Source organism: Stieleria sedimenti, from assembly GCF_025060895.1.
GTDB lineage: Bacteria > Planctomycetota > Planctomycetia > Pirellulales > Pirellulaceae > Stieleria > Stieleria sedimenti.
In genome coordinates, this window is record NZ_JANZKV010000178.1 from 26,781 (window position 1) to 53,501 (window position 26,721).

The following is a 26,721-nucleotide window of genomic DNA, read 5'->3' on the forward strand; positions in this document are numbered from 1 at the left end:
ACATTGCTGACCCGTTGAAGCTCAGCAAACCACACATGCCAACGGCACTCATCACCGGAATCACCGGTCAGGACGGGTCTTATTTGACCGAGTTGCTGATCAGCAAGGGCTACACCGTCCATGGAATCGTGCGGCGTAGCAGCATCACCGCTCGCGGTCGGTTGGATCAACTGTTTCACCAAGAAGACGTCTACAACAAACGTCTGTTCTTGCACTACGCAGACCTCAGCGATGTGACGACGATTCGTCGCATCCTGCTCAAATCAACTCCCGACGAACTGTATCACTTGGCCGGACAGAGCCACGTCGGGGCGAGCTTTGAGATACCCGAGACGACCTGCGAATTCACCGCCATGGGCACACTTCGGTTACTCGAAATCCTGCGGGACTTGGACAAACAACCCAAGTTCCTGCACATCAGCAGCAGCGAAATCTTCGGGCGTCCCGACCAGTCCCCGCAGAACGAAACCACGCCGATGCGTCCGGTTACGCCCTACGGGATTGCCAAGGCCTTTGCGACACAAATGGTCACGCTGTATCGGGAATCCTTCGGTTTGTTTGCCTGCAACGCGATCTGCTACAACCACGAGTCGCCCCGCCGCGGCGAGTCGTTTGTGACCCGCAAGATCACGCGAGCGGCCGCCGCGATTTCGATGGGACTGCAAAAAACGCTTTCGCTCGGATCACTCGATGGACGTCGGGACTGGGGGTACGCCCCTGAGTACGTCGAAGCGATGTGGCGGATGTTGCAGCAACCCGCCGCCGATGACTTTGTCGTTGCGACGGGAACCGCGCACAGTGTCAAAGATTTTCTGGCGGCGTCGTTTGATGCGGTCGGATTGAACTGGGAAGAGTTTGTGACCCAAGACCCCCGCTACATGCGACCCAGCGAAGGGACGCATTTGGTCGGCGATCCCAGTCGGGCATCCGAATCGCTGCAGTGGACGGCTGAAACGCAGCTTCCCCGACTCGCCGAAATCATGGTGCAGTCCGATTTGGACGCGCTGACGACGTCGCATCAACGTGCCGAAACCTGAGCCGATTGTATTCGCGCCAACGTCTTTCCGAATTGCTGCACTGGATCGCTGCGATCACATTCGGGATTGCCCCCGCGATGTTGGCCAGCGATTTCGGTGGCATCTTGCCATGGACCAAGTACACCTCCGCGGTCGCATTGACCCTCGCCTGCTCGATCGCCCTGCTGGCCCGATCGCTTTCGGTCGGCTGTCCGGGCGAAATTCGCTTGCCGCCCCAGGCGTTTGCGTTTACCGGGGTGTTGTTGGTTTTGTTGGCTGCTGCCATGTTGCAAACCATGCCTCTGCCGGCGCGTCTGGTCGCATGGCTGAGCCCCGCCAGTTATTCCGCGTTTGTGATGTGGGCGGGCGGGATTCTCCCCGTCGATCTCTCCCAATCCCTCACGATTTCGATCGCCCCATTCGATTCCAGGCACGCGATCGCCAACCTTTCGATCGCCGTTCTGGTCTCGTTTTTTGCCGTCTGGGTGTTTCACCATCGGGGGCGAACGACTTGGTTGCTCTCGGCGATCGCCGTGGGCGCCTGCTCGGTCGCACTGATCGGGCTTGTCCGCAAACTGTTTCCCGCGTTTCACCTCTGGAGCTTTCGCAGCGGCGGCGAAGGGGCGCCGTTTGGAACGTTTCTGAACCGAAACAACGCGGCGTTGGCGATCAATCTGGGGATCGCATCGGCGCTGGGGTTGATCGTCTATCGTGGCTCGACCCTGTCGCACCAAGGCGACGCGGGCGAGTCGGCGGAGCGACAAGCGGGACGCAAGACGTTCCGTATGCCATGGCTTCGCGATGGGGTGTTGCTGACGGCCCTCGTTTCCCTGTGCGTCACTTTGGTCGGTTTGATCGGCTGTGGCTCTCGCGGCGGACTGCTGTCGATGTTGGTGGCCGGCGTGGCCACGGTGGCGCTGACACGCGGAAACCGCGTCCGGCTGGCAGGCGTGGTGGCCGCAATCGCGGTGGTCGTGTTGGCCGTGGTGGTGGTGTTGCGAACCGGTACGATTGGAACCGAGACACTCCGCGAAGACACGTTTCAGCAAATCGGTTCAACGGTGTCGCGGGGCAGCGAACGATTGTCGACCGACACCCGGCTGTCTCACTGGCCGGACGGATTTCGCACGGCGATCGAGCATTTCCCCGGCGGCAGCGGATTGGCGTCTTATGGGTACGCGTATCTGCCGTGGCAGCAAACCAGTCCCTGGCGTCATTGTCTGCACGCCGACAACTTGTGGTTGGAAATGTTTGTCGAACTCGGCCTGATCGGCCTCGTCCTGACGGCATTGGTCGCAGTGTTGATGGTTCAGAGCCTGAGACGTTTGTACGCGTCGACAGATCCACTCGACCACGGGATTGGGATTTCCGGTTGCTACCTTTGCGTCGTGATCGCCGTCAGTCAGACCTTCGACTTCGGACTAATCTTGCCGGCGAACCTGTTTGCGGTTGTCATGCTCTTGTCCGTGGTCGTGGCACGTGCCTCGACGGTGGTGTTGGCTGCGAGCGGACGCGAGAGCGCGTCGTCGGGCACCAGCGGCCAACCGAAACTAAAATTGCTGCCGCAGGGCGTTTGGTGGCGGTCACCTGGATTCCTGCGAGAACGCGTTTTTCAGATCGCCGGTGCGGCGGGCCTGTTGGTCATCGCTGTGTTCGCCATCCATCGACTTCGCTTCGACAGCTGGGTCGACTTCGCCGTCCGCACCGCCGATGCAGAGTTCCAGCATCAGCGAACGGACCAACAATGGCTGGACCGATTCGCCGCCGAGACGCGTACACTTGCCGGGCAACACCCACACCCGGATCTGCTGGATGTTCTGACCAGGATCGATTTCCAACGCGGTCGTCTGCTGGAGTTGACCTTGATGAACGCCGGGCGAGTCCCGCAGGCTCAACAGGCGGCGCTCTACGCGGCGACCTCACGCGGACGCCGGCGACTGGCTTGGCGAGCGGCCGATCCCGTGCTTTCAATGCATGTGACCGACGCTGGAAAACCGGTGCCCCCGATGCCGCTGAGTCCGCCATTGCGTTTGCCGGGTTCACCCTATGCCCAGGCCCTGCAATCGGCCGAAGCGTCGCTGCGTCAACGACCACTGGCGATGCCACCGCGTATCGATCAAGTCTATCTGGAATTCATCCACCGATCACCCGAACGCACCAAGGCGGCGATCCGTCAATCCGCTGCGCTGTTTCGAAACACCCCCGAGTTGCAACTTCGTTTCGGGGCGTTGGCAGCCAATCACGGTGACTATGCAACTGCGGTTCAAGTCTGGCGCCGCGCAGCGACGCTCGACGATCACATGATCCCACGCGTGTTGGGACGTTCTCGCCGGTTCCCCGATTTTCCGCTCGAAGACCTGGTCTCTGCCCCCCGCGACGCCTTTCCACATTGAAACCAGATAGGTCATGAAAATATTATCCGTCGTCGGAGCACGGCCGAACTTTATGAAGATCGCGCCGATCATGCGCGCACTGGACGGTTATGGGGACCGGGTACAGCAGACTCTGGTGCACACCGGCCAGCACTTCGACGAAAAAATGTCGGACGTTTTCTTCCGTGAACTCGAGCTGCCCAAACCCCACGAGCACTTGGGGGTTTCCGGAGGATCGCATGCGGGTCAAACCGCACGGATCATGCTGGAATTCGAACCGGTGATCTTGAAACATCGGCCCGACTGGTTGGTCGTCGTCGGCGACGTCAACTCGACCGTGGCCTGTTCATTGGTGGCATCGAAGATCGGTGTTCCGATCGCCCACGTCGAAGCGGGCTTGCGCTCGCGCGACAACACGATGCCGGAAGAAATCAATCGCAAGGTCACCGACGCGATTTCGGATTTGCTGTTAACCCCTTCGCCTGATGGCGACGCCAACCTGATTGCCGAAGGCGTTTCACCGGACCGAATCCACTGCGTCGGCAACGTGATGATCGATTCGCTGATTCGTGCGTTGCCCAAGATCGAACAAAGCGAAATCTTGTCGACTCTGGGGCTGACCGCCGGCGAGTTCGTATTGGCAACCCTGCACCGGCCCAGCAACGTCGACGATCCGGAGATGTTGGCCGAGTTGATCGCGGCACTCAATGAAATCTCAGAGTCGTTGCCGATCGTGTTTCCGGTGCATCCCAGGACTCTGGCGAGATTGGAAACGGAAAACATCACGGTCGCCGACGGTATCAACATGGTGGACCCGCTGGGCTACTTTGATTTTATGGCGTTGATGAAATCGGCAAACGTCGTCATGACCGACTCCGGCGGCGTCCAAGAAGAAACGACCTACCTGGGCGTCACGTGCCTGACCGTTCGTCCGAACACCGAACGGCCGATCACGATCGACGAAGGCACCAACCGCCTGGTCCAACCGGGAAAAGACACGTTGTTGGCGGCCTGGAAAGAAGTCCAATCGAACCCGCCCCGGCGCAAATGCCCCGCGCTCTGGGACGGCAAAGCCGCCGAGCGGATCGCATCGATACTGATCAGCACGCAAGTGGGATAGGTTCCCAGCCGATCTTCCGTCTCTCAATCAATTCACAAGATCCAGTTGGAAAAAGTACGAACCATTATCGAACCTCCGAAGGCGACCTTTCTCCCCGATTTCGGAGAGATCTGGCGTTATCGCGACCTGTTGATGTTGCTGGCATGGCGTGACATCTCTGCGCGGTTTCGCCAATCCGTCGTGGGCTACGGTTGGGCCGTGCTGCGGCCACTGATCACATCGCTGATCTACACCCTCGTGTTCAGCATTTTTATCCGCGTCGAGACGGACGCCCCCTACGTGATCTTCGCGTTTGCGGGGCTGATCCCGTGGATGTATTTTTCGCAAGCCCTGATGTCCGTCACGGGCAGTATTGTCGGCGGCGGGGCGATGCTGACGAAGGTCTATTTTCCACGTTTGGTGCTACCGCTGGCAACGGTTGCGGTCGGACTGGTGGAAGTGGCGCTTCAGCTTGTCGTCCTTGGCGGTCTGATGGCGTGGTTTCGCTATGTCCCGGGAGTTCAAGTGATTGCTCTACCGATCTTCATCCTGATCGCGGTGCTGACCGCGTTGGCGTTCGGGATATGGCTGACGGCGCTGAACGTCAAATACCGCGACGTGGGTATGGCGGTGCCCTTTGCGATTCAAATCTGGATGTATCTCTGTCCGATCGTCTACCCGATCACCATGGTGCCGGAAAAGTATCGGATGCTTTACGCACTCAATCCGCTCGTCGGCGTGATCGAAGGTTTTCGCTGGTGCCTGCTGGGAAGCGCACCGCCGGATTGGACCATGATGGCCGTCTCGTTGACCGTCCTGGTCGTCGTCCTGTTGGCGGGAATGGCATGGTTCAAAAAGGTCGAAACGACGTTCGCGGATGTGATTTAGACGCCAATTTCTTCCTACTCTGTTTCCATGTCCACTGCGCTCACAATCGACAATCTCTCAAAACGCTATGCGTTGGGGCTAACCCATTCAGGGTCAATCCGCGATGGAGTGAATCGCATCGCCAGCATGCTATTGGGAAGGAAACCGAAGCAAAACTCGGTTGCGCTGGAGAATAAAGAAACCGTTGACGAAAATAGAGCATTCTGGGCGTTGCGAGGCATTTCGTTTGAAGTCGCTGAAGGCGAGGCGATCGGAATTATTGGGCGCAATGGTGCCGGGAAAAGTACGCTGCTCAAAATCTTAAGCCGAATCACCTCGCCGACTTCTGGACGGATCGAAATGATCGGTCGCGTCGCCAGCCTCTTGGAGGTGGGGACAGGGTTCCACCCTGAGCTGACGGGTCGCGAGAACATGTACCTCAACGGCACGATTCTGGGGATGACTAAGTTGGAGGTGAATCGGCAGTTCGACGCGATCGTTGATTTCGCCGGAGTTGAAAAGTTTATCGACACGCCAGTCAAGCGTTACAGCAGTGGCATGAAAGTGCGACTGGGTTTCGCCGTCGCGGCTCACCTGGAGCCGGAGATCTTGATTGTCGACGAGGTGCTAGCGGTCGGTGATGCCGAGTTTCAAAGTCGATGTTTGGCGAAGATGAACGATGTTGCAAGCTCCGGCCGAACAGTCATTTTCGTCAGTCACAACATGGGAGTCGTCCGCAGCCTGTGCCGATCGGCAGTCTATCTGCGAGATGGACAGGTTGTGAACGTCGGCGATGCAGAAACGATCGTTAGCGAATACCTCTCAGATGCGATACCTGTTGCGCAAGACCGTTCGGAATGGGATGCACGTCGCTCCGGTTCGGGCGAGGTCGTGGTGACAAGAATCCGAATGCTGGAAAACAATTCAAAGAAAGAAGTCACCGAGGTGATGGCTGGTCAAGACGTCACGTTTGAAATCGAATACCAAGCGAAGGACGGGGTCAAAAAGGTCAATGCCTTCAATTTGGGACTTGCGATCCACACCGCCGATGCACAATTTATTACCGTGCTAAACTCGGAAATGGCACACGGGAGATCACCAGACCTCCCCGCCCGGGGGTTGGTGCGTTGTCGCGTCAAGCGATTCCCTTTGATGTCTGGAAATTACCAGCTCACATCGACGTTGCGTATTCGCAAGTCGCTTTCGGATCAGATTCAGAATGCGATGACAATTCAGGTTGTACCCGGTAGTTTCTACAGTTCTGGGATTCAAAACGAACATAAACGGCAGGGGGTTTATATCCCTCAAGAATGGATATTCAGCGATCAATGAGACAGTTTCAATGTCTCGATCTAGAAAAGCAGGACACGGATGCAAGATGATCCACCGTCTTCGTTCTCTTCGATGGAAGCGTCTCTTTTATGGACAGATCGGTCTCCCGTTGAATTGCCTCAGAAGCAATCCAACGAAGCTTCGTTTTGTCTTTGGCGTTGGGCGATCCGGGACCACATGGTTGACCCGAGTGTTGGCAGGTTCAACGACGCCGATGCGTTTCTTTCAAGAACCACTACCTGGTTTTCGCCCTCAGATATTGCTCAGTTCCGGACCGGACCATGTTGCATCGCCTTGGGGAAAACGGATCGACATCCATCATCCACTTTGCATCGCACTGAACGCCCTCAGTTGCGATGAGTTCGATCCGGCGGCCGCGGGAATTGCACGACGCGAAGAACGTCATGATTCACACTCTGAGATTGCTTTGGTCAAGGAAGTGCATTCTCTGTTTGCCGCCGAGCAACTGCTCGGCATCTTTCCAGTTCCTGCGGTCGCAACACTGCGGAATCCGTTCTCTTGTGCCGACAGCATTCTTGCGACCAATGGCCTTCCCGATCCCTACCGATATCTCATGGAAGAACTGGAGTCGTTCGCTTCTTCAAAGATGCAACGCATCGGGAAATGCCAATCCGATACGCTCCGTTTAGAATTGGAGAAACTGCCGAGAAGGGTGGACCAATCGGACTATGGCGTTAGGCTGATCGTTGCCGTCTCGTTGCTGAATGAATACCTTCGCGACATCGGAAATCGCCAGCCTCTGTTGCGAGTTGTTCAGTTCGAAGAATTGTGCATTGACCCTGAAACGTTGTTTCCCCAAATTGCCGAGCATCTTACGATCGACTGGAGCGATCGCAATCAAGCGGTCCTTGAGGAACTCGAATCCGATAGTGACGGTTCACCCTACGACACGAAACGTCGCCGCGATCAACAAATCGACAAACCGCTGCGAGTGATCAATCGAACACAGGCCAATCTTGCATTGGATCTTCTCGAACGCGTCGGACTGAGTGCGCCCGATGCGGTTCCTTTATGCGTCGACGGATAGCGGGTTGTTTCGAACAGACGGGCCCGCAAAATGGTCCTTCGAGTGTTGCACATTCTTGAATCAATGAGCTGTCTACGATGAAATCCCGCGATCAATACGTCCAGGAAGACCTGAAAAATGCGTCTCTTTTGAATGCAGTCTTTGCGCATGCTCCGCCCGCGACGATCTTCGATATTGGGGCATGCGAAGGCCTTGATTCGATTCGCTACTCCCGCCTGTTCCCACAAGCGACGATCTATGCGTTTGAGCCTTTGCCCGAAAACGTCGCAATGATCGACGATTCCATCCGTCGGTTTGATGGGCAACGCGTGAAAGTTGTCAACGTCGCTCTTGCGAGCAGCAATGGCAAAGCGACGTTTCATGTTTCTGGAGGCTGCCCGGAAGGCCGACAACACGAAACTGGTGATTGGACGTTCGGGAATAAATCGAGTTCATTGATCGCGCCAAATCAAGACGAAATCAAACGCCACTGGCCATGGCTGCAGTTTGAAGGGACGACAGATGTCGACACGATGACAATGGACGACTTTTGTGAACGCGAGAACGTCATGCCTGACTTCCTTCACATGGACGTGCAGGGTGCTGAATTGGATGTCTTGCGTGGGGCAGAGAAGAGCTTTGGATCGATTCGGGCCATCTGGATGGAAGTCTCACTCACAGAAGTTTACGCGGGGCAACCGCTTGTCGAGGATGTCCGGCAATTCATGAGCGGTCATGGAATGTTCGAATCTGTCATGCTTCCTGAAGGACCGCAGGCGGATGTCTTGTATGTAAAAAAACAACTAGCCGATCTTGTACCCGCCGAAGTCATTGCTGAGCTGAAATCACAATGTGTTGAAGCTCAAAAGCCTCGATGTGAGAGCATTGCCAAACCCGGTATTCTTCATCGCGTCGTCAATCGCCTCTTTCATTGACGCCCAGCGAGTGAAGTGAACGATCAATCTTCTTGCCTAACCCACTGCGTGATGCCGCCGCCGCTGTCGGTGCTGATGAGTGTTTACAACGGCGAACGCTATCTCGCTTCGTCGTTGGACACGCTGCTTGATCAGACATTCAAAGACTTCGAGCTGCTGATCGCGGATGATCGATCGACGGATCGAACACGCGAGATCTTGATGCTGTATGCTGCCAAGGACTCTCGGATCCGCATTCTTGACGGCAGCCGCGAAGGGTTGGGCGTTGTTCGCAATCTGCTGGTCTCGGCAGCCTCGGCCCCGTTGATCGCCTGGCTCGACGCCGATGATTTGGCCTACCCGACCCGGCTGCAAAAACAGATGCGGTTCATGCAAGACAATCCCGAAATTGTTGCAGCCGGTACATCGGTTCGTGTCATCGACGAAGATGGTGCGGTCATTAAAACGGACATTCGCCCGGGCGATCACGAATCGATCGACAGCGAATTAATTGAGTATCGTCACAACGCAATCTTCTTTCCTAGCTCAATCGTCCGCGCTGACGCACTCGATCAAGTCGGCGGGTTTCGCAACGAGTTCCCCGTCGGATGTGACACGGATCTCTGGTTGCGATTGGCCGAAATCGGCAAACTGGCCAACCTGCCGGAAATCCTGTTGGATTACCGCTGGCATGCAGAAAGCAACAGCTGGAAAGTCCCGCACTGGCAACGTGAACGCGCCATGTTGGCCATCAACGACGCCCGTCGACGGCGGGGGATGGAAGCCCTGCCGTCAAGCCTGCAAACCGCCTCCCACGCTGAAACTCCTCGCTGCAAAATTCATGACACCTGGTCCGCCGTCGCCCTGCACTCTGGCAATCCCGCCACCGCGAGAAAGCACGCTTGGAAGTCGCTGCGACTCAACTTGACACTGCCGAGACCCTGGAAAACGTTGGCGCTTGCCTACTTTCCGCTGGAAGACGATCGCACGCGCCCCGCCCTCGCCAGGCCGTTCGTGTCAGCGATTCGAAGAGTCTGCTTTGCCGTCAGCCGCTGGCTGGATTCTCACAACGCGTCAAACGAGTCGGCGGGTAGTCAAGGAAACGTTGCAGATCGCTCCGCGATTTGAAGCATTGTGTCCACCATGAAGCTCCCCACCCAAGCCATTCCGATTTGGCCACGCGTCGAAGCGGAACTGCGCCGTGCCGACACCGGGGCGAAACTTGAGCCGATTCGAGTCGTCATTCCAGGTTCACGGGTGATGGCGATCGGGGCGTCCGACGGTCAGCAATGGATGGTGGACCTGCCGGTGGGGGCCGCCATCAAGGCTCCCGCAACGTTGAACCCCGCGACGGGAGAGGTCATTGCCAAGCATGCACACACGGCATGGTACGCAGAACAGTTGCGACACGCCTATGCGCAGCGTGACCGCAATACGGAAATCATCCCGAAGGTCGTTGTGCGCAAAACATGTCGAGAAATCGTGATCGTCAACTGCATTGATCATCTGTACGGTCACTGTCTGTTGAAGCTCCTCAATTGCGACTACCACCATCGCCGTGACCCCCAGACAGGCATTTGCGTGTTGATCCAGCCGCAGATGCGTCACCTGGTGCCGGATTATGTTGCGGAGATCTGGGAGGTTCCCGTCGGACTGTCCGATGGTGTCGGTTGGTTTGATTCCATCGACCGGTGGATCTTCCAGCGGTTGGGGCACTATGACTCGGCCAGCGTCAGTCGAGCGTACAGTCACCTTTCGAAAGCTCATTACGACATCAACCGTTTTGTCCGCGGTCGAATCACGCCGACCGCAGAATTGCATGAACGGTCACCCATCATCCACTTCAGTTGTCGCGGCGATCGTTGTTGGGGGACGGATCCCACGATGCAGCAAAAACGCCTCCACAAACTCTACTTTCAGTTGCGTCGGCGATACCAAGACATTGGCTTTGTGATTTCTGGATTTGGCGATCCGGTCCAATTTCCATCGGACGATTCATGGCATTCCGGTTGGATCGATCTCCGCACGAATCGACTGGATTCGACGACGGAAGACGCCTGGTTATCGACGATGGCCGCTGCCGACGTTGTCGTTGGAGTCCATGGCAGCAACATGCTACTACCCACGGCGTTTGCGCCTTCCGCCGTCATCATGCTTCCGCTGGAAAAGTATGACGGGATCGGCTTGGACGTCTTGATGCCGACGACTGAACTGGAGCCTCGCGAAGAAATGCTGAACTACGCCTTTGTCTACGGTGACGACCATCTGTTGGATGTGACGCCGAAGACGATCGCTCGCATGATCGCCAACAAACTTGGCTACTCACGCATCAACATGGAATGGTTTCGATTCGGTCCCGATTTCAACGACGATACTCGTTTACAGCAACTGTTGGTCGATTCGGAAAAAGTGGGAGCGGTTCATCGAATCCAGCGAAATAACGTTTCTGGTCGCGTGAAGGACTCGCTGCACCGCCTCTGTCTGCGTCTGGCAGCGACGTTTGAGTGAATCCGGCCGGCAAAATCGTGATCGATAGCCACACCACCGACGCGTTTTCCGAAACCGCACTTTTGTCAGCCAGCATTCCCGGCGGCTTCGGTGTGGGGGCGGCTTACCTGGATGCCCTGCTGGATTCCGAATCGGGGCAAAAAATTCGAACAATCCATCCCAGCGGCGAAGCGTCCGGCGATGTCGAACTGCCATCCAAGGATCGACTGAAGCTTGCCGATTGGCCGGAGGAACGCTATCGGCCCGGCTTACCGGGTAAACTTGGTTCGCTGCAAAGTGCTTTGCATTACCGTCGAAACCGAACCTCGATTGCCAAAAAACTGGCTCGGCAGATTGAACGCTGGTGTGATCAAAACAGTATCCGCCGGATCTGGAGTGTGTTGGAATCTCCCCTCGCCTACAGAATCAGCACGCTGCTGGCCAAATCGTCGAAATACGAATTGGTTGCCACGATCTGGGATCCACCGGAAAGCGTCGCACGTCAGTTCGGCTTGGACCGGATGTCTCGCAAAGACGCCATCGGTGACTTTGACGAAGCCGTCGCCGGATGCTCCCGATTGGGAGTGATTTCTGAGGCGATGGCGGAACACTTTTCGACGCTGCATCCAAATCTGGACACGACAGTCATGCGTTTGGTGAGTGATGTTGTCATCGCTTCCGATGCATCGGGAACTCGATCAGCCGAATTCGTCATCGCGTTTGCAGGCAGCCTCTACGCATCAGATGAATTCCGAATGCTGCTCGCCGCGCTCGACTCGTCCAACTGGACCATTCATGGGCGGGCCGTGCGGGTCCAAATCATGGGCGCAAAGCTACATCACCAGACCACTTCACCGGCGTGCATCGAATTCCTCGGTTATCGAAGCCCCGACGATGTCGCGCGCGTGATGGCGTCTGCGGATTGTGGCTATGTTCCGTACTGGTTCGATCCAACCTATGCGCCCGCCGTCCAACTGTGTTTTCCATCGAAGTTGATCACGTGCCTGTCATCTAAGACGCCGATTTTTTTTCATGGCCCGGCGCAATCGAGTCCTGCCGAATTTTTGAAAAGATATCGCGCGGGTGTTGCATGCCACGCGACCGATCCGGCCGGAATCATTTCAGACCTCGAGTTACTCGCCGATTCCGATCGCTCGCAGTTCACTGCCGAAGCCGAGCGAGCGATCACAGAAGAATTCAATCATGCAACTTTTCAAAAACGTTTTCAATTCCTCATCGCCGGAGACGCAACATGACTGATTCAACTCCGACACCATCCGAAAGCAGGGTCTTGATCACCGGCGGAACGGGATCCTTCGGCAAGACGATGGTCAAGCACCTGTTATCACAGGGCTACGGCGAGATCCGCATTTTCAGCCGTGACGAATGGAAACAGGAAGAGATGCGTGTCGCGATGAATGAACCGCGACTGAAATTCTACGTCGGTGATGTGCGCGACGAGCACAGCGTTACAAGAGCGATGAACAACGTTGATCTTGTCTTTCACGCCGCCGCGCTCAAGCAGGTGCCGTCCTGTGAATTTTTTCCCATGCAAGCGGTCCAGACCAACGTCATGGGCAGCTACAACGTGGTCGATGCCGCCGTCCGCTGCGGCGTGAAGTGCATCGTCGCCTTGGGGACCGACAAAGCTGTTTATCCCATCAACGCGATGGGCATGACGAAAGCACTGATGGAAAAAACGGTTCAGTCGTTCGCCCGCAATGGTGAAGACCATAACACACGTGTTTGCAGCGTGCGGTATGGAAATGTCATGTATTCACGCGGCAGCGTGATCCCGCTGTTCGTCGGTCAAATCAAATCGGGAAAACCGGTCACGATCACCGATCCACAGATGACCCGATTTTTGCTGCCGCTTTCCGAGTCTGTCCGTCTGGTCGAGTTCGCCTTCAACCACGCTGAATCGGGTGACGTGTTCATCAAAAAGGCTCCCGCCAGTACGGTCCAAGACTTGGCCACCGCGCTGTTTGAGCTCTTCGAGCAAAAACCCAACATCAAAGTCATCGGAATTCGTCATGGCGAAAAAATCCACGAGACCTTGGCGACCCAGGCTGAAATCGCCCGCAGCGAAGACATGGGAGACTTTCTGCGGATTCACATGGATGACCGCGATTTGAATTATGGGAAATTCTTTGTGGAAGGTGAAACCGATATTTCGGCAAACGATGACTACAACTCGTCAAACACACAAATTCTGAACGTGGCCGAAGTCAAAGAGCTTCTGTTGACGTTGCCTGAGATCCGAACGGAATTAGGACTGTAGCCCAACCGTCTTGATCGAGACTCGTCCGGCGACAACCGAGCTACACCATCATGAATCTACTGATTACAGGCAGCGACGGATTGGTCGGCTGGCACACACGTTGCCTCGTTCATCGACTGGACGGCGTGCAATTCATCCCGTGCAATCGCCAACAGTTCGCAGACGACGTCTACCTGGATGCTGCACTTACGAAGGCCGACGCGGTGATCCACCTTGCCGGGGCCAATCGCGGCGAGCCGAACGAGGTTGCCCAAACCAATCGTGATCTTGCCAAACGGCTGGTCGATCGTCTCGCAGCCACTTCCGAGACGCTGCACGTTCTTTTTAGCAATTCGATTCACAGTGATCGAGACACGCCCTACGGACAATCCAAACGCGACGCTGCTGAAACGTTGCGTCAATGGGCCGATCAATCGGGAGCTTGTTTCACAAACTTGGTTTTGCCGCACATCTTCGGCGAACACGGAAGACCATTTTACAATTCCGTCGTCAGCACCTTCGCTCATCAATTGGTCGCGGGCGAATCACCGCAAATCCGGGAAGACGGTGAGCTGGAACTGATCCACGCCGGACAGGTCGCCGAATTGTTTCTGACCCATGTGCGATCGCAAACGAACGATGACATCCGGCCGGTCGGCATCAGAATGAAAGTGTCTGAGCTGCTCAGCCGCATCAGTTCACTTTGGAAGTCTTACACCGGTGGTGTCTTTCCAAACACGACCTGCCCGACCGACACACAGCTGTTTAACACTTTGCGCTCCATGATGACGCCTGAGCAGCGCGCTATCGACCTGACCCTTCACAGTGATCAACGGGGGGGACTGTTTGAAGCCCTGCGTTGCGACGGCGGTGGTCAAGTCTTCTATTCGACCACGAAACCGGGCATCACTCGGGGCAATCATTTTCACACTCGCAAAGTTGAGCGTTTCCTGGTCGTCAGTGGTGACGCGGAAATTAGATTGCGTCGTGTCTTGACCGACGAAGTCCTGATGTACCGCGTTTCGGGTGAACGTCCACAGGCGATCGACATGCCGACGCTGCACACCCACAACATCACAAACGTCGGGCAGACGGAGCTGAAAACTCTGTTTTGGTGCAATGAACACTTCAACGCCGACGATGCTGACACGTTCTTTGAAACGGTTTGAGTTCATGAAAAGGCTGAAAATTTCGACGATCTTGGGAACCCGGCCGGAAATCATCCGTCTGGCCTGCGTGATCAGCGCCCTCGACGAGGCCACCGAGCAGCGTATCGTTCACACCGGGCAGAATTACGACTACGAATTGAATCAAGTTTTTTTTGAAAACTTGGGCATCCGAAAGCCGGATCACTTCATGAATGTCGACACGTCTTCGCTGGGCGCTGTCTTGGGAGGGATCCTGACCGCGACCGAGTCAGAGCTTTTGGCCAACCGTCCCGATGCGGTCGTGATCCTCGGGGATACCAACAGTGCGCTCTCGGCAATCATTGCAAAGCGGATGGGAATTCCCATCTATCACATGGAAGCCGGCAATCGATGTTTCGATGCCAACGTGCCCGAAGAAACGAATCGACGCATCGTCGATCACATCAGCCACTTCAATTTGGTCTATACCGAACACGCACGTCGACATCTGATCGCCGAGGGGATTTCCCAACGTCATATCTATGTGACGGGATCGCCGATGAACGAAGTTTTGACCAAGTATCGTGACCCGATTGACGAATCGACGGCGCTTGATCAACTCTCACTGACGCCGAGGGGATACATCTTGGTGAGCATGCATCGCGAAGAGAACGTCGATTCCGAACGACCCCTCAGCCAGCTCGTCCAAGCACTTGATCTGTTGGCCGAACATTTTGACGTTCCCGTGATCGTCTCAACCCATCCGCGGACACGCAAGCGGATTGATGGCTTCGGGATCCAGGCAGGCGACCGTGTTCAGTTTATGAAACCATTTGGATTCTTTGACTACGTCCAGCTTCAGAAACAAGCCAAATGCGTCGTTTCCGACAGTGGGACGATCAGCGAAGAGTCGTCAATCCTCAACTTTCCGGCCGTGACGATTCGAAACGCCATCGAACGGCCCGAAGCGCTCGATACTGGCAGCATTGTCATGACGGGAACATGCCCCGAGCACATCTTGCGCTGCGTCGATCTCGCCGTTCGGGAATTCGAGGCGGGACAATTCCCTCCCGTTCCGGCCGACTACCGAGTCGGAAATTGCTCGCAGCGCGTGGTGCGATTCATTCACAGCACCGTGAACTTGGCACATCGCTGGTACGGAATCGAATCTCCACATTGAACATCATCCAAGTTACTGGGACTGATGTCGGCGGCGGTGCGGAAGTGGTCGTGCGTCAGCATCACGCTGAACTCACTTGCCAGGGGCACAACGTTCAGTTGCTTGTCGGACGCAAACAGACGGATGATCCGGCGACAACGCAAATCCCGTTTCGACGTGGTCCGAAGGGGATTTTGAGAACGGCTCGTTGGTTGCAGCGAAACGCCGGTCTACAGAACCTGTATTCCCCCGGATTTCGTGCACTCGAAGACTCGTTCGCGTTCACTCCCGACGTGATACATTTTCATTCGCTGCACGGTGTCGACAGTTTTGCCGAACTGTCCGTGTTAAAACGCTTGTGTCGAAAATATCCTTCCGTGATGTCGTTGCATGACCTTTGGTTGATGACCGGGCATTGTGGCCATCCGCTCGGTTGCCCAAGGTGGAAGACGGGATGCGGCAAGTGTCCCGACCTGACGCTCTACCCCGCAGTTTCTCGTGACGCGACGCGGTTGAATTTTTGGCGCAAACGACGTTTGTTTCGCAATCTGCCGACCCGTCTGATTGTTCCGTCACATTGGTTGATGGACCAAGTGCGTCAGAGCCCGATCTTGAAACACTTGCCGATCGATGTCGTCCCCAATCCTGTCGACATCGACGCATTTCAGCCGGCACTCAACGACAATCTAAAACAGCAACTCAATCTCGCCGCGACGGACCCGACGGTCATTTTGGTCGCACAACATTTGGACAACCCCTTCAAGGGAATCCAAGACGCTGTCGCAGTGCTCAACTCCATCACAATCCCAAACTTGAAGGTCATTTTGGTCGGCGGCGCGGCCAATGAAGTTTCGCAGTTGATCGATCACCCGTGTGTCGTTTTGCCGTTTACCCAATCGAAACAGGAATTGGCGACGTACTACGCCACGGCAGATGTGTTGCTGATGCCATCGCGAGGCGAGACGTTCGGATTGGTCGCGGCCGAGGCGATGGCCTGCGGTACCCCGGTCGTCGCCTTCGAGGTCGGCGGACTTGCCGATGTGATCGGAGACAACATTGGAGGGACACTGATCCCCGACCGGGATCGGGCAGCAATGGCTCAAGCGGTCGAACAATTGCTCTGCGACAATGCAATGCACGAAAAAAAGTCGGCGGCCGGACGAGACCGAGCCGTCCGGCATTTTCGATTGGAGCGACATACCCAACGTTGCCTGACGTTGTACGAACGAGCGATCGAGCAACATGCGGCGTCGGCCTGATTTGATCGATGCTTTTCAACAGTCTCGACTTTCTCGGTTTCTTTATCGTTGTCTTCGTGGTGCAATTGTGCCTGCCGCATCGACCGCGAAACCTGTTTTTTCTCGCTGCAAGTTATTTCTTTTACGGATGCTGGGATTGGCGATTCTTGGGACTGATGGCGGTTTCGACCGTGATCGACTACATCTGCAGCCACAGAATTGCGACCAGCGACGACGCTGCAACGAAGCGGCGGCTGTTGGCAGTCAGCATGATCGCCAACCTAGCGATCCTTGGGTTTTTCAAATACGCCGGTTTCTTCGTCGATTCTTGGATCACGCTTGCCGCCAGCCGGGGGATCGAATTGTCCCCGCGGACCTGGCAAATCCTCCTTCCCGTCGGGATCAGCTTTTATACCTTTCAGACGATGAGCTACACGTGGGACGTGTACCGTGGAGAGATGAAACCACTGAAACGCTTTGCGGACTTCGCGCTTTACGTCGCGTTTTTTCCGCAGCTCGTTGCGGGGCCCATCGAACGCGGAAAACGATTGTCGCCGCAAATCAAATCCGGACCACGGACGACCCTGGACGGTTTTCAGTCGGGAAGTTGGTTGGTCTTTAAAGGACTCTTTAAAAAGGCAGTGATCGCCGACAACTTGGCTCCGGTGGTCGATTCCATGTTCGCCTTGGAAAGTCCCTCGGCCGTACAGGTGATGATCGGAGCCTATGCATTCGCATTCCAAATCTATGGAGATTTCTCAGGTTACACCGATATCGCCCGTGGCGTGGGCCGGATGCTCGGATATGACCTTTCGCTTAATTTCCGGTTGCCCTACCTGGCGACCAACCCGAGCGAATTTTGGCAGCGCTGGCACATCAGCCTTTCCTCTTGGCTTCGTGATTATCTGTACATTCCACTGGGTGGCAATCGGAATGGCCCGTGGATGACCTCTCGCAATCTGATGCTGACAATGTTGTTGGGGGGCCTTTGGCACGGTGCAGCCTGGACCTTTGTGATCTGGGGAGCGTTTCATGGGGTGCTATTGATTTGTCATCGACGCACCACACGCGGTGTCGGCTGGAGCGATCATTGGATTCGGCGAACCTATCCGCTTCGCCTTTTTTGTATGTTCCACCTGACCTGTCTGGGATGGCTGATCTTTCGCGCCGACTCGCTTGAAAACCTACACAACATGCTCAGTGGGCTTTTGCGGTGGTCGGCGATTTCGATCGCCGACTGGCAGAACATTTGGATGCTCGCCTTGCTGGCGGCTCCCTTGATGGTGCTGCACTGGATGAAGGAACGATCCCAAACGCTCGTTTTCGTACCCAATCTCTCGCTGGTTCCCCGGCTGACCATCTACACCACAATGGCTGCAACGATTTTGGCGTTGGGATCGTTCGGCAAACAAGATTTTATCTACTTCCAGTTTTGAACCTCCCCGAAGAACAATCGAATTCGGCAGCCAAGCAGACCATTCGTCTGATCGAGCGACGCGTCGTCAGCGTACTGATTTGGTGTTCGCCTGTGCTGTTTGTTGCCGGATGGTTTGGCGCATCTTTGTATTGGCGGACGCTCCTCTATCTACAGCCACCGAACCAATGGGACACCGTTCTGACGAGCCGCATCGGGGTTCTGATCGGAACCGTTTTCGCGTCCGCTCCCTTTCTATGGAAGGCCGCGCTGAAGTTTTCGCGTTTGGACGCAAACCGCTTCCGCGGTTTTCTGAGCGTGTCGATCGTACTCGTGATTCTTATCCTGGCAGGCGTGGTGCTTGATCATCCCAAGGCGCGATTCGCCCTCGAGGAAGCCGTCAAGGCGCGAGCCCCGCAGTTGGACTTCGTTCGAAACATCGCGTTTAAGCAGCAACTGTTGCGAAATTCGCCAGTCCCACATCACGATGGCCGACCGCACATCCTCATCGTGGGTTCCAGTCAAATCAACCTCGGCATCGATACGGAGATGCTCCGCCAATCGAGTGGGGCCGCCGACATCCAGTCGCTGTGCATGCCCGGTATGGTCCCTCTGCAATACTCGGTCTTGGCCAAACCACTCTGTCAACAAAAGCCGACACACGTGCTGTGCTGGGTCAGCGAATTTGATTTTTTTCGGGAAACATCCGTGCCGGTTGTCAGACTGCGGTGGTGCAGCAACGCAGACAACCTGGCTCGCCTCGCATCAACATTGACCAGCCGGCAGCAATTCGACAACCGAAGTGAATTGGCGGATCTGGCACTGGCAAGTCTTTCTCCGATTTGGCAGCAGCGCAGTCTGATCAATCTCGTTGCATTTCGATTCTGGTGGCCTTGGAACGTGGGCGTCAGCGAGGTCGACGAAGACGAAGCGAAAGTGGGAGCTGCCCTGGTGGGCCAGCAACGGGGCCTAGAAAACGCCCGCCGGAACATCAGTCGGACCGCGATGGTCCGGGCGAATTTCCAATCCTTTGGCGAGTTCGCCAAAGTGATCACCGGCAATCACATTCGATTGATCGTGATCGAGGGCGAGTCACATCCCGAAACGATGAAGGCCTATCCGGCAGAGTTTCGGCTGGAAACGCGAGCGCGAATCAAACAATTGGCCGATACGATCGGGTTTGAATATTTCGACGAAACCCTGCGCCCTGTGTTTGTCGAATCCGATTGGAGAGACGCTGTGCACTTGAACGAGCAAGGTCGCGATCGCTTGACGCGTTTCGTGGCGGGAATCATCGACACAGAATTTGCCAGCGGGCAGAAGCCAGAGCCAGCACAGCCAGAGCCAGCACAGCCAGAGCCAGCACAGCCAGAGCGACCATAGCCAGAGCCATCGATCATGTTGCAAGCAGTCATCACAACAATCCAGCATCCCACATCGAGTGTCATCCGCTTGACGGAGTTTCTCGCCGCGAATGATGCCGGTTTGGTAATTGCCGGCGATACGAAAGGTCCCGATGCATTCGATCTATCCTCTGTTGAGGCGTTCGATTCCGGGCGATTGACGTTTCTCTCCATCGCAGATCAGTTGGCGTCGGGATTCTCGATCGTCGACTCGCTTCCGACCAAGCACTATTGTCGAAAGAATGTCGGGTATCTTGAAGCGATCCGGTCCGGCGCGAGTTGCATTTATGAAACGGATGACGACAACGCGCCGCTGGATCACTGGACGCCTCGCGGGCAGTGGATCAAGACGCCGCGTTTTGCCGAGAACGCAACGGTCGACAACCGACCGACGTGGGTCAACGTGTACAAGTTTTTCTCAACGGATTTGATTTGGCCGCGCGGGTTGCCGCTGGACCAAATTCGGGAACCGTCGGCGATCACCGCTGTTCCCAATCAATCGCTCGCACACTCAGCCGGCGAAACCGGGGAATTTTGGGCCCCAATCCAACAAGGGCTGGCCGACGGGGCGCCCGATGTTGATGCAGCTTGGAGACTGATCTTGGACCGGGAATTTGTTTTCGACTGCCATGAAAGCGTTATGCTCGCTCCCGGGCAATGGTGCCCCTTCAACACTCAGACCACTTGGTGGTGGCCGGCGGTTTATCCCTTGCTGTATGTTCCGAGCTATTGCTCGTTTCGCATGTGCGATATCTGGAAAAGCTTCGTCGCTCAGCGATGCCTCTGGGAACTTGGTACGGGAGTGGTGTTCCATGCGTCCGAAGTTGTCCAGGAACGCAACCCGCACAACCTGATGCGCGACTTTGAAGACGAGATTCCTGGATACTTGCAGAACCACGAACTGGCCTGCGTTTTGGAGTCGATCGATTTAGTGAGCGGCGTTGCCGACGTGGGGACAAATTTGCGTACCTGTTACGCAGCATTGGTCTCGAAAGGCATTTTTCCGGAAAAAGAACTTTTGCTCGTCGACACTTGGCTTGCCGATGTTCAAGCGGCGCTCTTGCAGTCCACGCCACAGGCCTGATCGACCTTGCGTCAGCGCGGCCTCAAAAACTGACACCTCGTGAGTGGACAAAAAATCGTTGTCGTGAAAGGCTCCGGAGGAGCTGGACTTGGTGATCGCATGTGTGGTCTGGCGGTCGGCATCCTGTATGCCCGGTCATCCGACCGCGCGTTGCACGTTGATTGGCGGGATCGTGCGTTTGGGTCCCAACAAGACAATCTGTTTCCACAGCTGTTGCGCGTTCTGGACCTGCCGACCACCGACACGCTGCCAACCTCAACGAGCGTACTTCCCGAGATTTGGAACGGCCGCTTGGATCTCTCACTCGACGAGTTGCGGTCGCTCGATTTGGAACAACGGGGAATCACGTGGTCCGGCGATGCCCCGGCCTGGGACCGTGACGACGCGATTCGACGGTATTCCATCGATGTGACCCGGTTCGATCTAGCAGAGGATGTGGTAGTCATCTGGTCGGGCGCTTCGATGAATGAACTCGTCACAGCGCAACAGCGACTTGGGATGATTGATTCAAGTATGACGGCGGATCAAATGTTGGGGGATGTGATTCGGAGCTCCGTCCGATTCGTCGACGAAATCGAAGATCGCGTCGCGGACTTTCGAAGCGGCAGGTTCGCGGAACGAAGCGTGCTGGGAGTCCACTATCGGAAAACGAACGAAGCAGCAGCTGCACGATCGCTTCCGACGGAAAAACAATACGTCCGCGCGACCGATCGAGCACTCGATCAGATGCCGGACGATGCCGTGATCTTTCTTGCCACCGACAACGTGATGGTCCAGTCGCTGTACCAACAGCGTTACGGAAAAAATCGGATCTACTGGACAGAGAAGTGGCTGCCGGCGGATGGCCGATCGATTCACAAAAATTCCGATTGTCCCGATGGTTCGCTTGCCGCCAAAGATGCACTGATGGACGTCGGCTTGCTGGCCAGCTGCGATCGACTGGTCCTGACAGGAAATTCGTCCTTTAGTTCTCTCGCCGCCTGGTTTGCCAGGTGTCCCACGTCGGACCGCGATCTCGTGTTTCCGGAAAGTGGGTCGGTGCCCCGTCGCATCCTGAGATTCCTAAAGAGGCTAGCAATTCAATGAATGCCAGAATAGGAAAGACCGTTGTTATTTAATCTAAGCCGTCTCCGCAAGCAGTGGAGAGGACTACATGCCCGCGTCGAACGACTTGAACATCAACTCAAAGAAACCGATGGAATAGTCGATGCGTTGCTTTCTGATGCTCAGTACACGCCGCATCGTGACCTCGGGATGAACGGGCAGCATCGGCGCAAAGAGGTCGTCGAGCATTTGTTTGACCGGCTCGGCTTCGAACAAGTGATTGAAACAGGAACCTTCCTGGGGGCGACGACCGGATATTTTGCGACCACCTTTGGCGTTCCGGTTTACACCAGTGAATTGATTTCCCGAAACCATCATTTTGCCAAACGCTCATTGAGAAACATTTCCAACATTGAATTGCATTTGCAGGATTCAAGATCCTTCCTGCGCGATTTATCGCAAAATGCTGTCGTGACGGAAAAGCGTACATTCTTCTATTTAGATGCTCATTGGTACGATGATTTGCCTTTGGAAGATGAAATCGACATACTCGCCCCGGTCTGGAACAATTTCGTGATTCTGATCGACGATTTCCAGGTTCCCCAAGACCCGGGATATCAGTATGACGATTACGGTCCGGGGCAATCGCTGACAATGGACTATTTAGACCCGATCGCGAAGCGGCATCAGCTGTCGATCTTTTTTCCCCGGGCAACATCCAGTGAGGAAACTGGAAAACGTCGAGGCTATTGCGTTGTCGCATCGGCCACCTTGGCTGATGACGTCAGGACCTGCGAATTGCTAGTTGCCAATTAAGATGACTCCACTGAATCCAGTTGCAGATCAACCGACTGTTTCGATCCTGATCCCCAGCTACAACCAGGGTCAGTTCATTCGTGAGTGCATTGATTCGATCCTTCAGCAAGATTATCGACCGATCCGAATCCACGTCGTTGATGGGGCTTCGACGGATGAGACAGTCGACGTGCTGAAATCGTATGGTGATCGTCCCGAACTGGATTGGGTATCGGAGCCTGACAATGGCGTTGTTGATGCCGTCAACAAGGGATTTCGACGCGTCGATGGCGATATCATCGGCATCCAAAGCAGTGACGACATGTACCTCTCAGGGACCATCGCCGCAGTTGTTGACGCATTTCGGTCGTCGCCGAGTGTCGGCTTGGTCTATGGCGACACCCTCAAGGTCGACGGGGATGGGAACGAATTGCTGCGACAAAAAACGAGCGGGTTTTCGCTGAAAAACCTGTTTACCTTTCGCACTTGGATCCCGCAACCATCGGCCTTTTTTCGACGCGAACTGTTGGCCCAGTGTGGAGGTTGGGACGAATCCATTCCCTACGCGCCGGACACTGATTTGTGGATTCGCATGGCCTATCGATGTGAGGTCCAGAAATTGGATGCATTCCTGTCCCGGCGCCGAATGCACGCGAACCAGCGAGACACACAGGGGGCGAAAATCATTCGGGACTTTTCAAAGATGGTGGATCAGTCGGAAGAGATCGCAACTAGCGATCCAGAGATCAGGAAGGCGGCTCAGGCCGGGAAACATCTGATCCGGATCCGATACAATACGTGTGGCAGCGATTGGTTGAACGCATGGAATCTGTACCGTGCCGGCCGATTGTGCCCTGAGATTGCAGATCACAAACAAGTCTTACAACATTTGTGTCTCCCGACGCGGCGATTCCTATCACGGGTCAAGCAGACACTATTGAAACGTGGCGATTGAACCGCGCCGCGGCGCACTTAGGATGCACGACAAAGTAGGACATTGCGAGCGGGCAAGGAGGACGCACATACGTTGATGAATGCCACACCGTTTATCACCGTTCTGATTCCAGCTCTCAACGAGGCATCGCACATCGAAGGCTGCCTCGCCGCGCTGCGTCAGCAAACCTATCCGCGCGACCGCTATGAAGTCGTCGTCGTGGATAACGGTTCGACCGATAACACCGCCGAATTGGTCCAAGCGACCGGGGTCCGTGTGCTTCGTGAAGAACGCAAATCGGCCTACTGGGCACGCAATTTGGGAATCGCGAACACCTCCGGCGATTATCTCGCGTTTACCGATGCCGATTGTTTGGCCGACCGCGACTGGTTGACAAAATTGACGGCCAAGGCGATCGAGTCGAATGCGTCGGTTGTCGGAGGAATGATTCAATACGAAATGGTGACCGACACATTGGGCAACCGATTGCTGATCGAAACGCACGGTGCAGACCAAATTCGTCGCAATATTGAAAAACACTACAGTGTTGCCGGCGGAAACATGTTCGTTCGCCGAGAGGCATTTGACACGCTCGGATTGTTCAACGTCATCGCCTGGGGTTCCGACATCGAGTTTTCTCAACGTGCCGCGGCGGTCGGAAGAACCGTTGCGTTTGCTGAAAATGCGGTGGTTCGCCACCAATGTGATCTGAGCAACTGGGAGTATTGGCGCCGCAGCTACGAGACGCGATATGGCCAAGTTCTGTTGTTCGACCCGCGTTCGGGATTCAGGGCGGCAATCGGGAATTGCACAAAGCTGCCCTGGCGACCAGGCTTTCGAAGCGGACGTAATCGATATCAATCGGACTCCGTTGCCCCCGCACCGCTGCTGACGGATTGGTTGTACCGCTGGGGAAACCGTTGGATGGAATTCTTCGGCGAACAGACCGCTTTGATGACGAAGAAGCCGGCATGATGATTGAAAATCTGGTTTCGACCATTATCCCAGTCCACAATCGACCGCAAATGCTACGCGTCGCGGTGAAGAGCGTGCTCGCGCAGACTCATCGGCCGATCGAAGTCATCATCGCCGATGACGGATCGACCGACCAGACACCCGCCGTCGCACGCGAGTTGGTTGAACAGCATCCTGATATTGTTCGATACATCCGGCATGAAAACGCCGGTCCAGGTCCGGCACGTGAACTGGGACGCCGAATCGCACGCGGTGAGTTTATTCAGTACCTCGATAGCGACGACCGTCTGCTGCCAAACAAATTCGCCGATCAAATCGCAGCGTTCCGCAAACGTCCCGACTGCCTGGTCGCGTATGGGATCACTCGCTTGGTCGATCGAAATGGCAAGGTCTTGGCTGACCCGTTCAAATGGACCTCCCGCGAAATCCCAGAATTGTTTCCCGGGCTACTTGTCGATCGCTGGTGGTGCACCCACACACCGCTGTACCGTCGTTCGTTGACCGACCAGATCGGACCCTGGTGCGATATGCGATGGAGCCAGGACTGGGAATACGACAGCCGTATCGGATCCCTGGGCACAAAGCTCGTTCATTGCGGGACCCATGTCAGCGAACATGTTCACCACGACGGTGTGCGACAAACATCGTCGGCATCATGGACGACCGATCCCACACGGTTGCGAAACCGGGTCCAATTGATGAACGTCCTGTGGGAGGGGGCGACAAAAGCCGGCGTCCCGCAATCCGCTCCCGAGCGACAGCATTTCGCCAGATGGTGTTTTGCGATCGGACGCAATTGCGCAGTTCAAGGGATGCGTCCGGAGGCGCTGCGGTGTTTTGAATTGGCCGAGTTTTCAGCCGGGTCCGCCGGTGCCGGTCGAAAGGGCATCGCGCTCTATCGTCTACTTTTCAATACCCTCGGCTCAGGAATCATCCGCCGAATCGAGTCCGTGGTCCAACGGGTTCGGCGTCGCCCCGGTGCCGCAACGATGGAACAGTCGTTTGCATCGACATCACCAGTCAAATGAGAGTCCTCGTCAACGCCTTGTCGGTCAACAATCAGAGCGGGCGACACGTTTTGATGGGGCACCTGAACCGGTTGCGGGCCTGGACCGAGGGGACACATGACTATGTGTTTCTCTATCATCATGCCAATCGGGACATCGTCGTCGATCTGCCCGGCTACGCGTGGATCGAGTGCCCGGCATCGACATCCCGATGGAACCGACGGGCGCTCTGGGAATACCAACATTTGAACAAAGTTGCTCGACAGACCCGGAGCGATTTTGTCTTTACGCCTGCCGGTGTCTCCGTACCCGGCATCAAGACGCCACAAGTCGTGTTCTGTCAAAACCCCTGGTGTATGGTGCCCGAATTGCACCACGGTTTGAACGACAAATTCAAAGCGTGGTTGCAACGGCGTGGCTATCGTCGCAGCATGCGTGAAGCGGCGTTGATGGTCTTTAATTCACAATTCATGCACGACGCCTACCGCGAGAACGCGGGCGGCGAAGCGAAGCGTGCGATGGTGGTTTATCAAGCCATTTCTGAAACGACCTGGGAAGCGGCCCGTCGATTGGGAAAAAGTCTGCTGGAAAAAAATCACATTGTCAGCGTCTCGGCGATGGCGCCTCACAAGGGGGCCGATGTCCTGGTGCGGGCCTTTCGTCTGGTGCGTGACGCGATTGCCGACGCGAGGTTGACGTTTGCCGGTGGTTGGCCCGATCCATCGCACCGCCGACAGATTGAAAACCTGGTCAACGAACTGGGGCTGGGTGACGCGGTGACCTTTTGTGGTTGGATCAGCGATGAAGAGCTCCAGCAACTGTACTCCCGAGCGCACGTGTTCAGTCTGCTCAGTCGTTGCGAATCGTTCGGGATTCCCGCGATCGAGGCCCAGAGTTTTGGCACGCCGGCGATCGGGACCGACACCTGCGCCATTCCCGAAATCGGCGGCGACGGTGGGATGTACAGCCCCGTCGATAACGTCGAAGCGGCTGCGGCGAATTTGGTGAATGTTCTGACGAACGAAGGGCTGTGGAATCAGTTGAGCGATCGTGCGAGTGAGAACGCAAGCCGATTCCGCTGGAGCGAGTGCAGTCGGCCGTTGTTGCAAATGTTTGATATCGTCCAATCGGCACGCTGAAGCTTGATCGCCAAGGATACATCATGGA

Annotated in this window: 23 protein-coding genes; all 23 read left to right on the forward strand. The window is 55.9% G+C overall.

Annotated elements, in window-relative coordinates; genetic code table 11:
- The first annotated feature begins 35 nt into the window (after nt 1-35).
- The 23 genes from NZK35_RS22395 (at nt 36) to NZK35_RS22505 (ending at nt 26,693) form a co-directional block, all read left to right on the forward strand.
- Entirely contained in the window at nt 36-1,037 is a 1,002-nt protein-coding gene (locus tag NZK35_RS22395) for a GDP-mannose 4,6-dehydratase (protein WP_259634756.1), read from the forward strand.
- A gap of 5 nt (nt 1,038-1,042) precedes the next feature.
- Complete coding sequence (locus NZK35_RS22400; RefSeq protein WP_259634757.1) at nt 1,043-3,409, forward strand: O-antigen ligase family protein; 2,367 nt, start codon at nt 1,043-1,045, stop codon at nt 3,407-3,409.
- Nucleotides 3,410-3,422: 13 nt separating this feature from the next.
- Complete coding sequence (gene wecB, locus NZK35_RS22405) at nt 3,423-4,508, forward strand: non-hydrolyzing UDP-N-acetylglucosamine 2-epimerase (protein WP_259634758.1); 1,086 nt, start codon at nt 3,423-3,425, stop codon at nt 4,506-4,508.
- Between the two features lie 45 nt (nt 4,509-4,553).
- Entirely contained in the window at nt 4,554-5,375 is an 822-nt protein-coding gene (locus NZK35_RS22410) for an ABC transporter permease (RefSeq protein ID WP_259634759.1), read from the forward strand.
- A 27-nt stretch (nt 5,376-5,402) separates the two neighbouring features.
- Nucleotides 5,403-6,686: an ABC transporter ATP-binding protein gene (locus NZK35_RS22415; protein WP_259634760.1), complete on the forward strand. Its 1,284-nt coding sequence runs from the start codon at nt 5,403-5,405 to the stop codon at nt 6,684-6,686.
- Between the two features lie 214 nt (nt 6,687-6,900).
- Nucleotides 6,901-7,734: a hypothetical protein gene (locus NZK35_RS22420; RefSeq protein WP_323379653.1), complete on the forward strand. Its 834-nt coding sequence runs from the start codon at nt 6,901-6,903 to the stop codon at nt 7,732-7,734.
- Between the two features lie 77 nt (nt 7,735-7,811).
- Nucleotides 7,812-8,648, forward strand: coding sequence for an FkbM family methyltransferase (locus NZK35_RS22425; RefSeq protein ID WP_259634762.1), 837 nt, complete (start codon nt 7,812-7,814; stop codon nt 8,646-8,648).
- Between the two features lie 15 nt (nt 8,649-8,663).
- Entirely contained in the window at nt 8,664-9,755 is a 1,092-nt protein-coding gene (locus tag NZK35_RS22430) for a glycosyltransferase family 2 protein (protein WP_259634763.1), read from the forward strand.
- A 15-nt stretch (nt 9,756-9,770) separates the two neighbouring features.
- A complete protein-coding gene (locus NZK35_RS22435) occupies nt 9,771-11,135 on the forward strand; it encodes a hypothetical protein (RefSeq protein WP_259634764.1) in 1,365 nt (454 codons plus the stop codon).
- Nucleotides 11,132-12,370, forward strand: a complete 1,239-nt coding sequence (locus NZK35_RS22440; RefSeq protein WP_259634765.1) for a glycosyltransferase family protein — start codon at nt 11,132-11,134, stop codon at nt 12,368-12,370. Before NZK35_RS22435 ends, NZK35_RS22440 begins: the two co-directional genes overlap by 4 nt.
- Entirely contained in the window at nt 12,367-13,395 is a 1,029-nt protein-coding gene (locus NZK35_RS22445) for an SDR family NAD(P)-dependent oxidoreductase (protein ID WP_259634766.1), read from the forward strand. The genes NZK35_RS22440 and NZK35_RS22445 overlap by 4 nt, the downstream gene beginning before the upstream one ends.
- Nucleotides 13,396-13,445: 50 nt before the next feature.
- Nucleotides 13,446-14,543, forward strand: coding sequence for a polysaccharide biosynthesis C-terminal domain-containing protein (locus NZK35_RS22450; RefSeq protein ID WP_259634767.1), 1,098 nt, complete (start codon nt 13,446-13,448; stop codon nt 14,541-14,543).
- A 4-nt stretch (nt 14,544-14,547) separates the two neighbouring features.
- Nucleotides 14,548-15,681: a non-hydrolyzing UDP-N-acetylglucosamine 2-epimerase gene (gene wecB / locus NZK35_RS22455; protein ID WP_259634768.1), complete on the forward strand. Its 1,134-nt coding sequence runs from the start codon at nt 14,548-14,550 to the stop codon at nt 15,679-15,681.
- Entirely contained in the window at nt 15,678-16,919 is a 1,242-nt protein-coding gene (locus NZK35_RS22460; RefSeq protein ID WP_259634769.1) for a glycosyltransferase, read from the forward strand. The genes wecB (NZK35_RS22455) and NZK35_RS22460 overlap by 4 nt, the downstream gene beginning before the upstream one ends.
- An 8-nt stretch (nt 16,920-16,927) precedes the next feature.
- On the forward strand, nt 16,928-18,334 hold the full coding sequence (locus NZK35_RS22465) for an MBOAT family O-acyltransferase (RefSeq protein WP_259634770.1): 1,407 nt from the start codon (nt 16,928-16,930) through the stop codon (nt 18,332-18,334).
- Nucleotides 18,331-19,695 carry a hypothetical protein gene (locus NZK35_RS22470; RefSeq protein ID WP_259634771.1) on the forward strand — a complete coding sequence of 455 codons (1,365 nt, stop codon included), beginning with the start codon at nt 18,331-18,333 and terminating at the stop codon, nt 19,693-19,695. The genes NZK35_RS22465 and NZK35_RS22470 overlap by 4 nt, the downstream gene beginning before the upstream one ends.
- 15 nt (nt 19,696-19,710) lie before the next feature.
- Nucleotides 19,711-20,799: an STELLO glycosyltransferase family protein gene (locus NZK35_RS22475; protein ID WP_259634772.1), complete on the forward strand. Its 1,089-nt coding sequence runs from the start codon at nt 19,711-19,713 to the stop codon at nt 20,797-20,799.
- 99 nt (nt 20,800-20,898) lie between these two features.
- On the forward strand, nt 20,899-21,885 hold the full coding sequence (locus tag NZK35_RS22480) for an O-fucosyltransferase family protein (RefSeq protein WP_259634773.1): 987 nt from the start codon (nt 20,899-20,901) through the stop codon (nt 21,883-21,885).
- Between the two features lie 21 nt (nt 21,886-21,906).
- Nucleotides 21,907-22,659 (forward strand): hypothetical protein, encoded by a 753-nt coding sequence (locus tag NZK35_RS22485; protein WP_259634774.1) that lies wholly within the window; start codon nt 21,907-21,909, stop codon nt 22,657-22,659.
- A gap of 1 nt (nt 22,660) precedes the next feature.
- The gene (locus NZK35_RS22490; protein ID WP_259634775.1) at nt 22,661-23,593 is read left to right on the forward strand and encodes a glycosyltransferase family 2 protein; all 933 of its coding nucleotides are present in this window, start codon (nt 22,661-22,663) and stop codon (nt 23,591-23,593) included.
- A gap of 75 nt (nt 23,594-23,668) precedes the next feature.
- Nucleotides 23,669-24,547 (forward strand): glycosyltransferase, encoded by an 879-nt coding sequence (locus NZK35_RS22495; RefSeq protein ID WP_259634776.1) that lies wholly within the window; start codon nt 23,669-23,671, stop codon nt 24,545-24,547.
- The gene (locus NZK35_RS22500; RefSeq protein WP_259634777.1) at nt 24,544-25,575 is read left to right on the forward strand and encodes a glycosyltransferase family 2 protein; all 1,032 of its coding nucleotides are present in this window, start codon (nt 24,544-24,546) and stop codon (nt 25,573-25,575) included. Before NZK35_RS22495 ends, NZK35_RS22500 begins: the two co-directional genes overlap by 4 nt.
- The gene (locus NZK35_RS22505) at nt 25,572-26,693 is read left to right on the forward strand and encodes a glycosyltransferase family 4 protein (protein ID WP_259634778.1); all 1,122 of its coding nucleotides are present in this window, start codon (nt 25,572-25,574) and stop codon (nt 26,691-26,693) included. The genes NZK35_RS22500 and NZK35_RS22505 overlap by 4 nt, the downstream gene beginning before the upstream one ends.
- The last annotated feature ends 28 nt before the right edge of the window (nt 26,694-26,721 follow it).

Coding starts and splice junctions, on each gene's coding strand:
- NZK35_RS22395 (WP_259634756.1), top strand. CDS start 36: ATGCCAACGGCACTCATCACCGGAATCACCGGTCAGGACGGGTCTTAT.
- wecB (WP_259634758.1), top strand. CDS start 3,423: ATGAAAATATTATCCGTCGTCGGAGCACGGCCGAACTTTATGAAGATC.
- NZK35_RS22415 (WP_259634760.1), top strand. CDS start 5,403: ATGTCCACTGCGCTCACAATCGACAATCTCTCAAAACGCTATGCGTTG.
- NZK35_RS22420 (WP_323379653.1), top strand. CDS start 6,901: ATGCGTTTCTTTCAAGAACCACTACCTGGTTTTCGCCCTCAGATATTG.
- NZK35_RS22425 (WP_259634762.1), top strand. CDS start 7,812: ATGAAATCCCGCGATCAATACGTCCAGGAAGACCTGAAAAATGCGTCT.
- NZK35_RS22435 (WP_259634764.1), top strand. CDS start 9,771: ATGAAGCTCCCCACCCAAGCCATTCCGATTTGGCCACGCGTCGAAGCG.
- NZK35_RS22445 (WP_259634766.1), top strand. CDS start 12,367: ATGACTGATTCAACTCCGACACCATCCGAAAGCAGGGTCTTGATCACC.
- NZK35_RS22450 (WP_259634767.1), top strand. CDS start 13,446: ATGAATCTACTGATTACAGGCAGCGACGGATTGGTCGGCTGGCACACA.
- wecB (WP_259634768.1), top strand. CDS start 14,548: ATGAAAAGGCTGAAAATTTCGACGATCTTGGGAACCCGGCCGGAAATC.
- NZK35_RS22465 (WP_259634770.1), top strand. CDS start 16,928: ATGCTTTTCAACAGTCTCGACTTTCTCGGTTTCTTTATCGTTGTCTTC.
- NZK35_RS22475 (WP_259634772.1), top strand. CDS start 19,711: ATGTTGCAAGCAGTCATCACAACAATCCAGCATCCCACATCGAGTGTC.
- NZK35_RS22480 (WP_259634773.1), top strand. CDS start 20,899: ATGTGTGGTCTGGCGGTCGGCATCCTGTATGCCCGGTCATCCGACCGC.
- NZK35_RS22490 (WP_259634775.1), top strand. CDS start 22,661: ATGACTCCACTGAATCCAGTTGCAGATCAACCGACTGTTTCGATCCTG.
- NZK35_RS22495 (WP_259634776.1), top strand. CDS start 23,669: ATGAATGCCACACCGTTTATCACCGTTCTGATTCCAGCTCTCAACGAG.
- NZK35_RS22500 (WP_259634777.1), top strand. CDS start 24,544: ATGATGATTGAAAATCTGGTTTCGACCATTATCCCAGTCCACAATCGA.
- NZK35_RS22505 (WP_259634778.1), top strand. CDS start 25,572: ATGAGAGTCCTCGTCAACGCCTTGTCGGTCAACAATCAGAGCGGGCGA.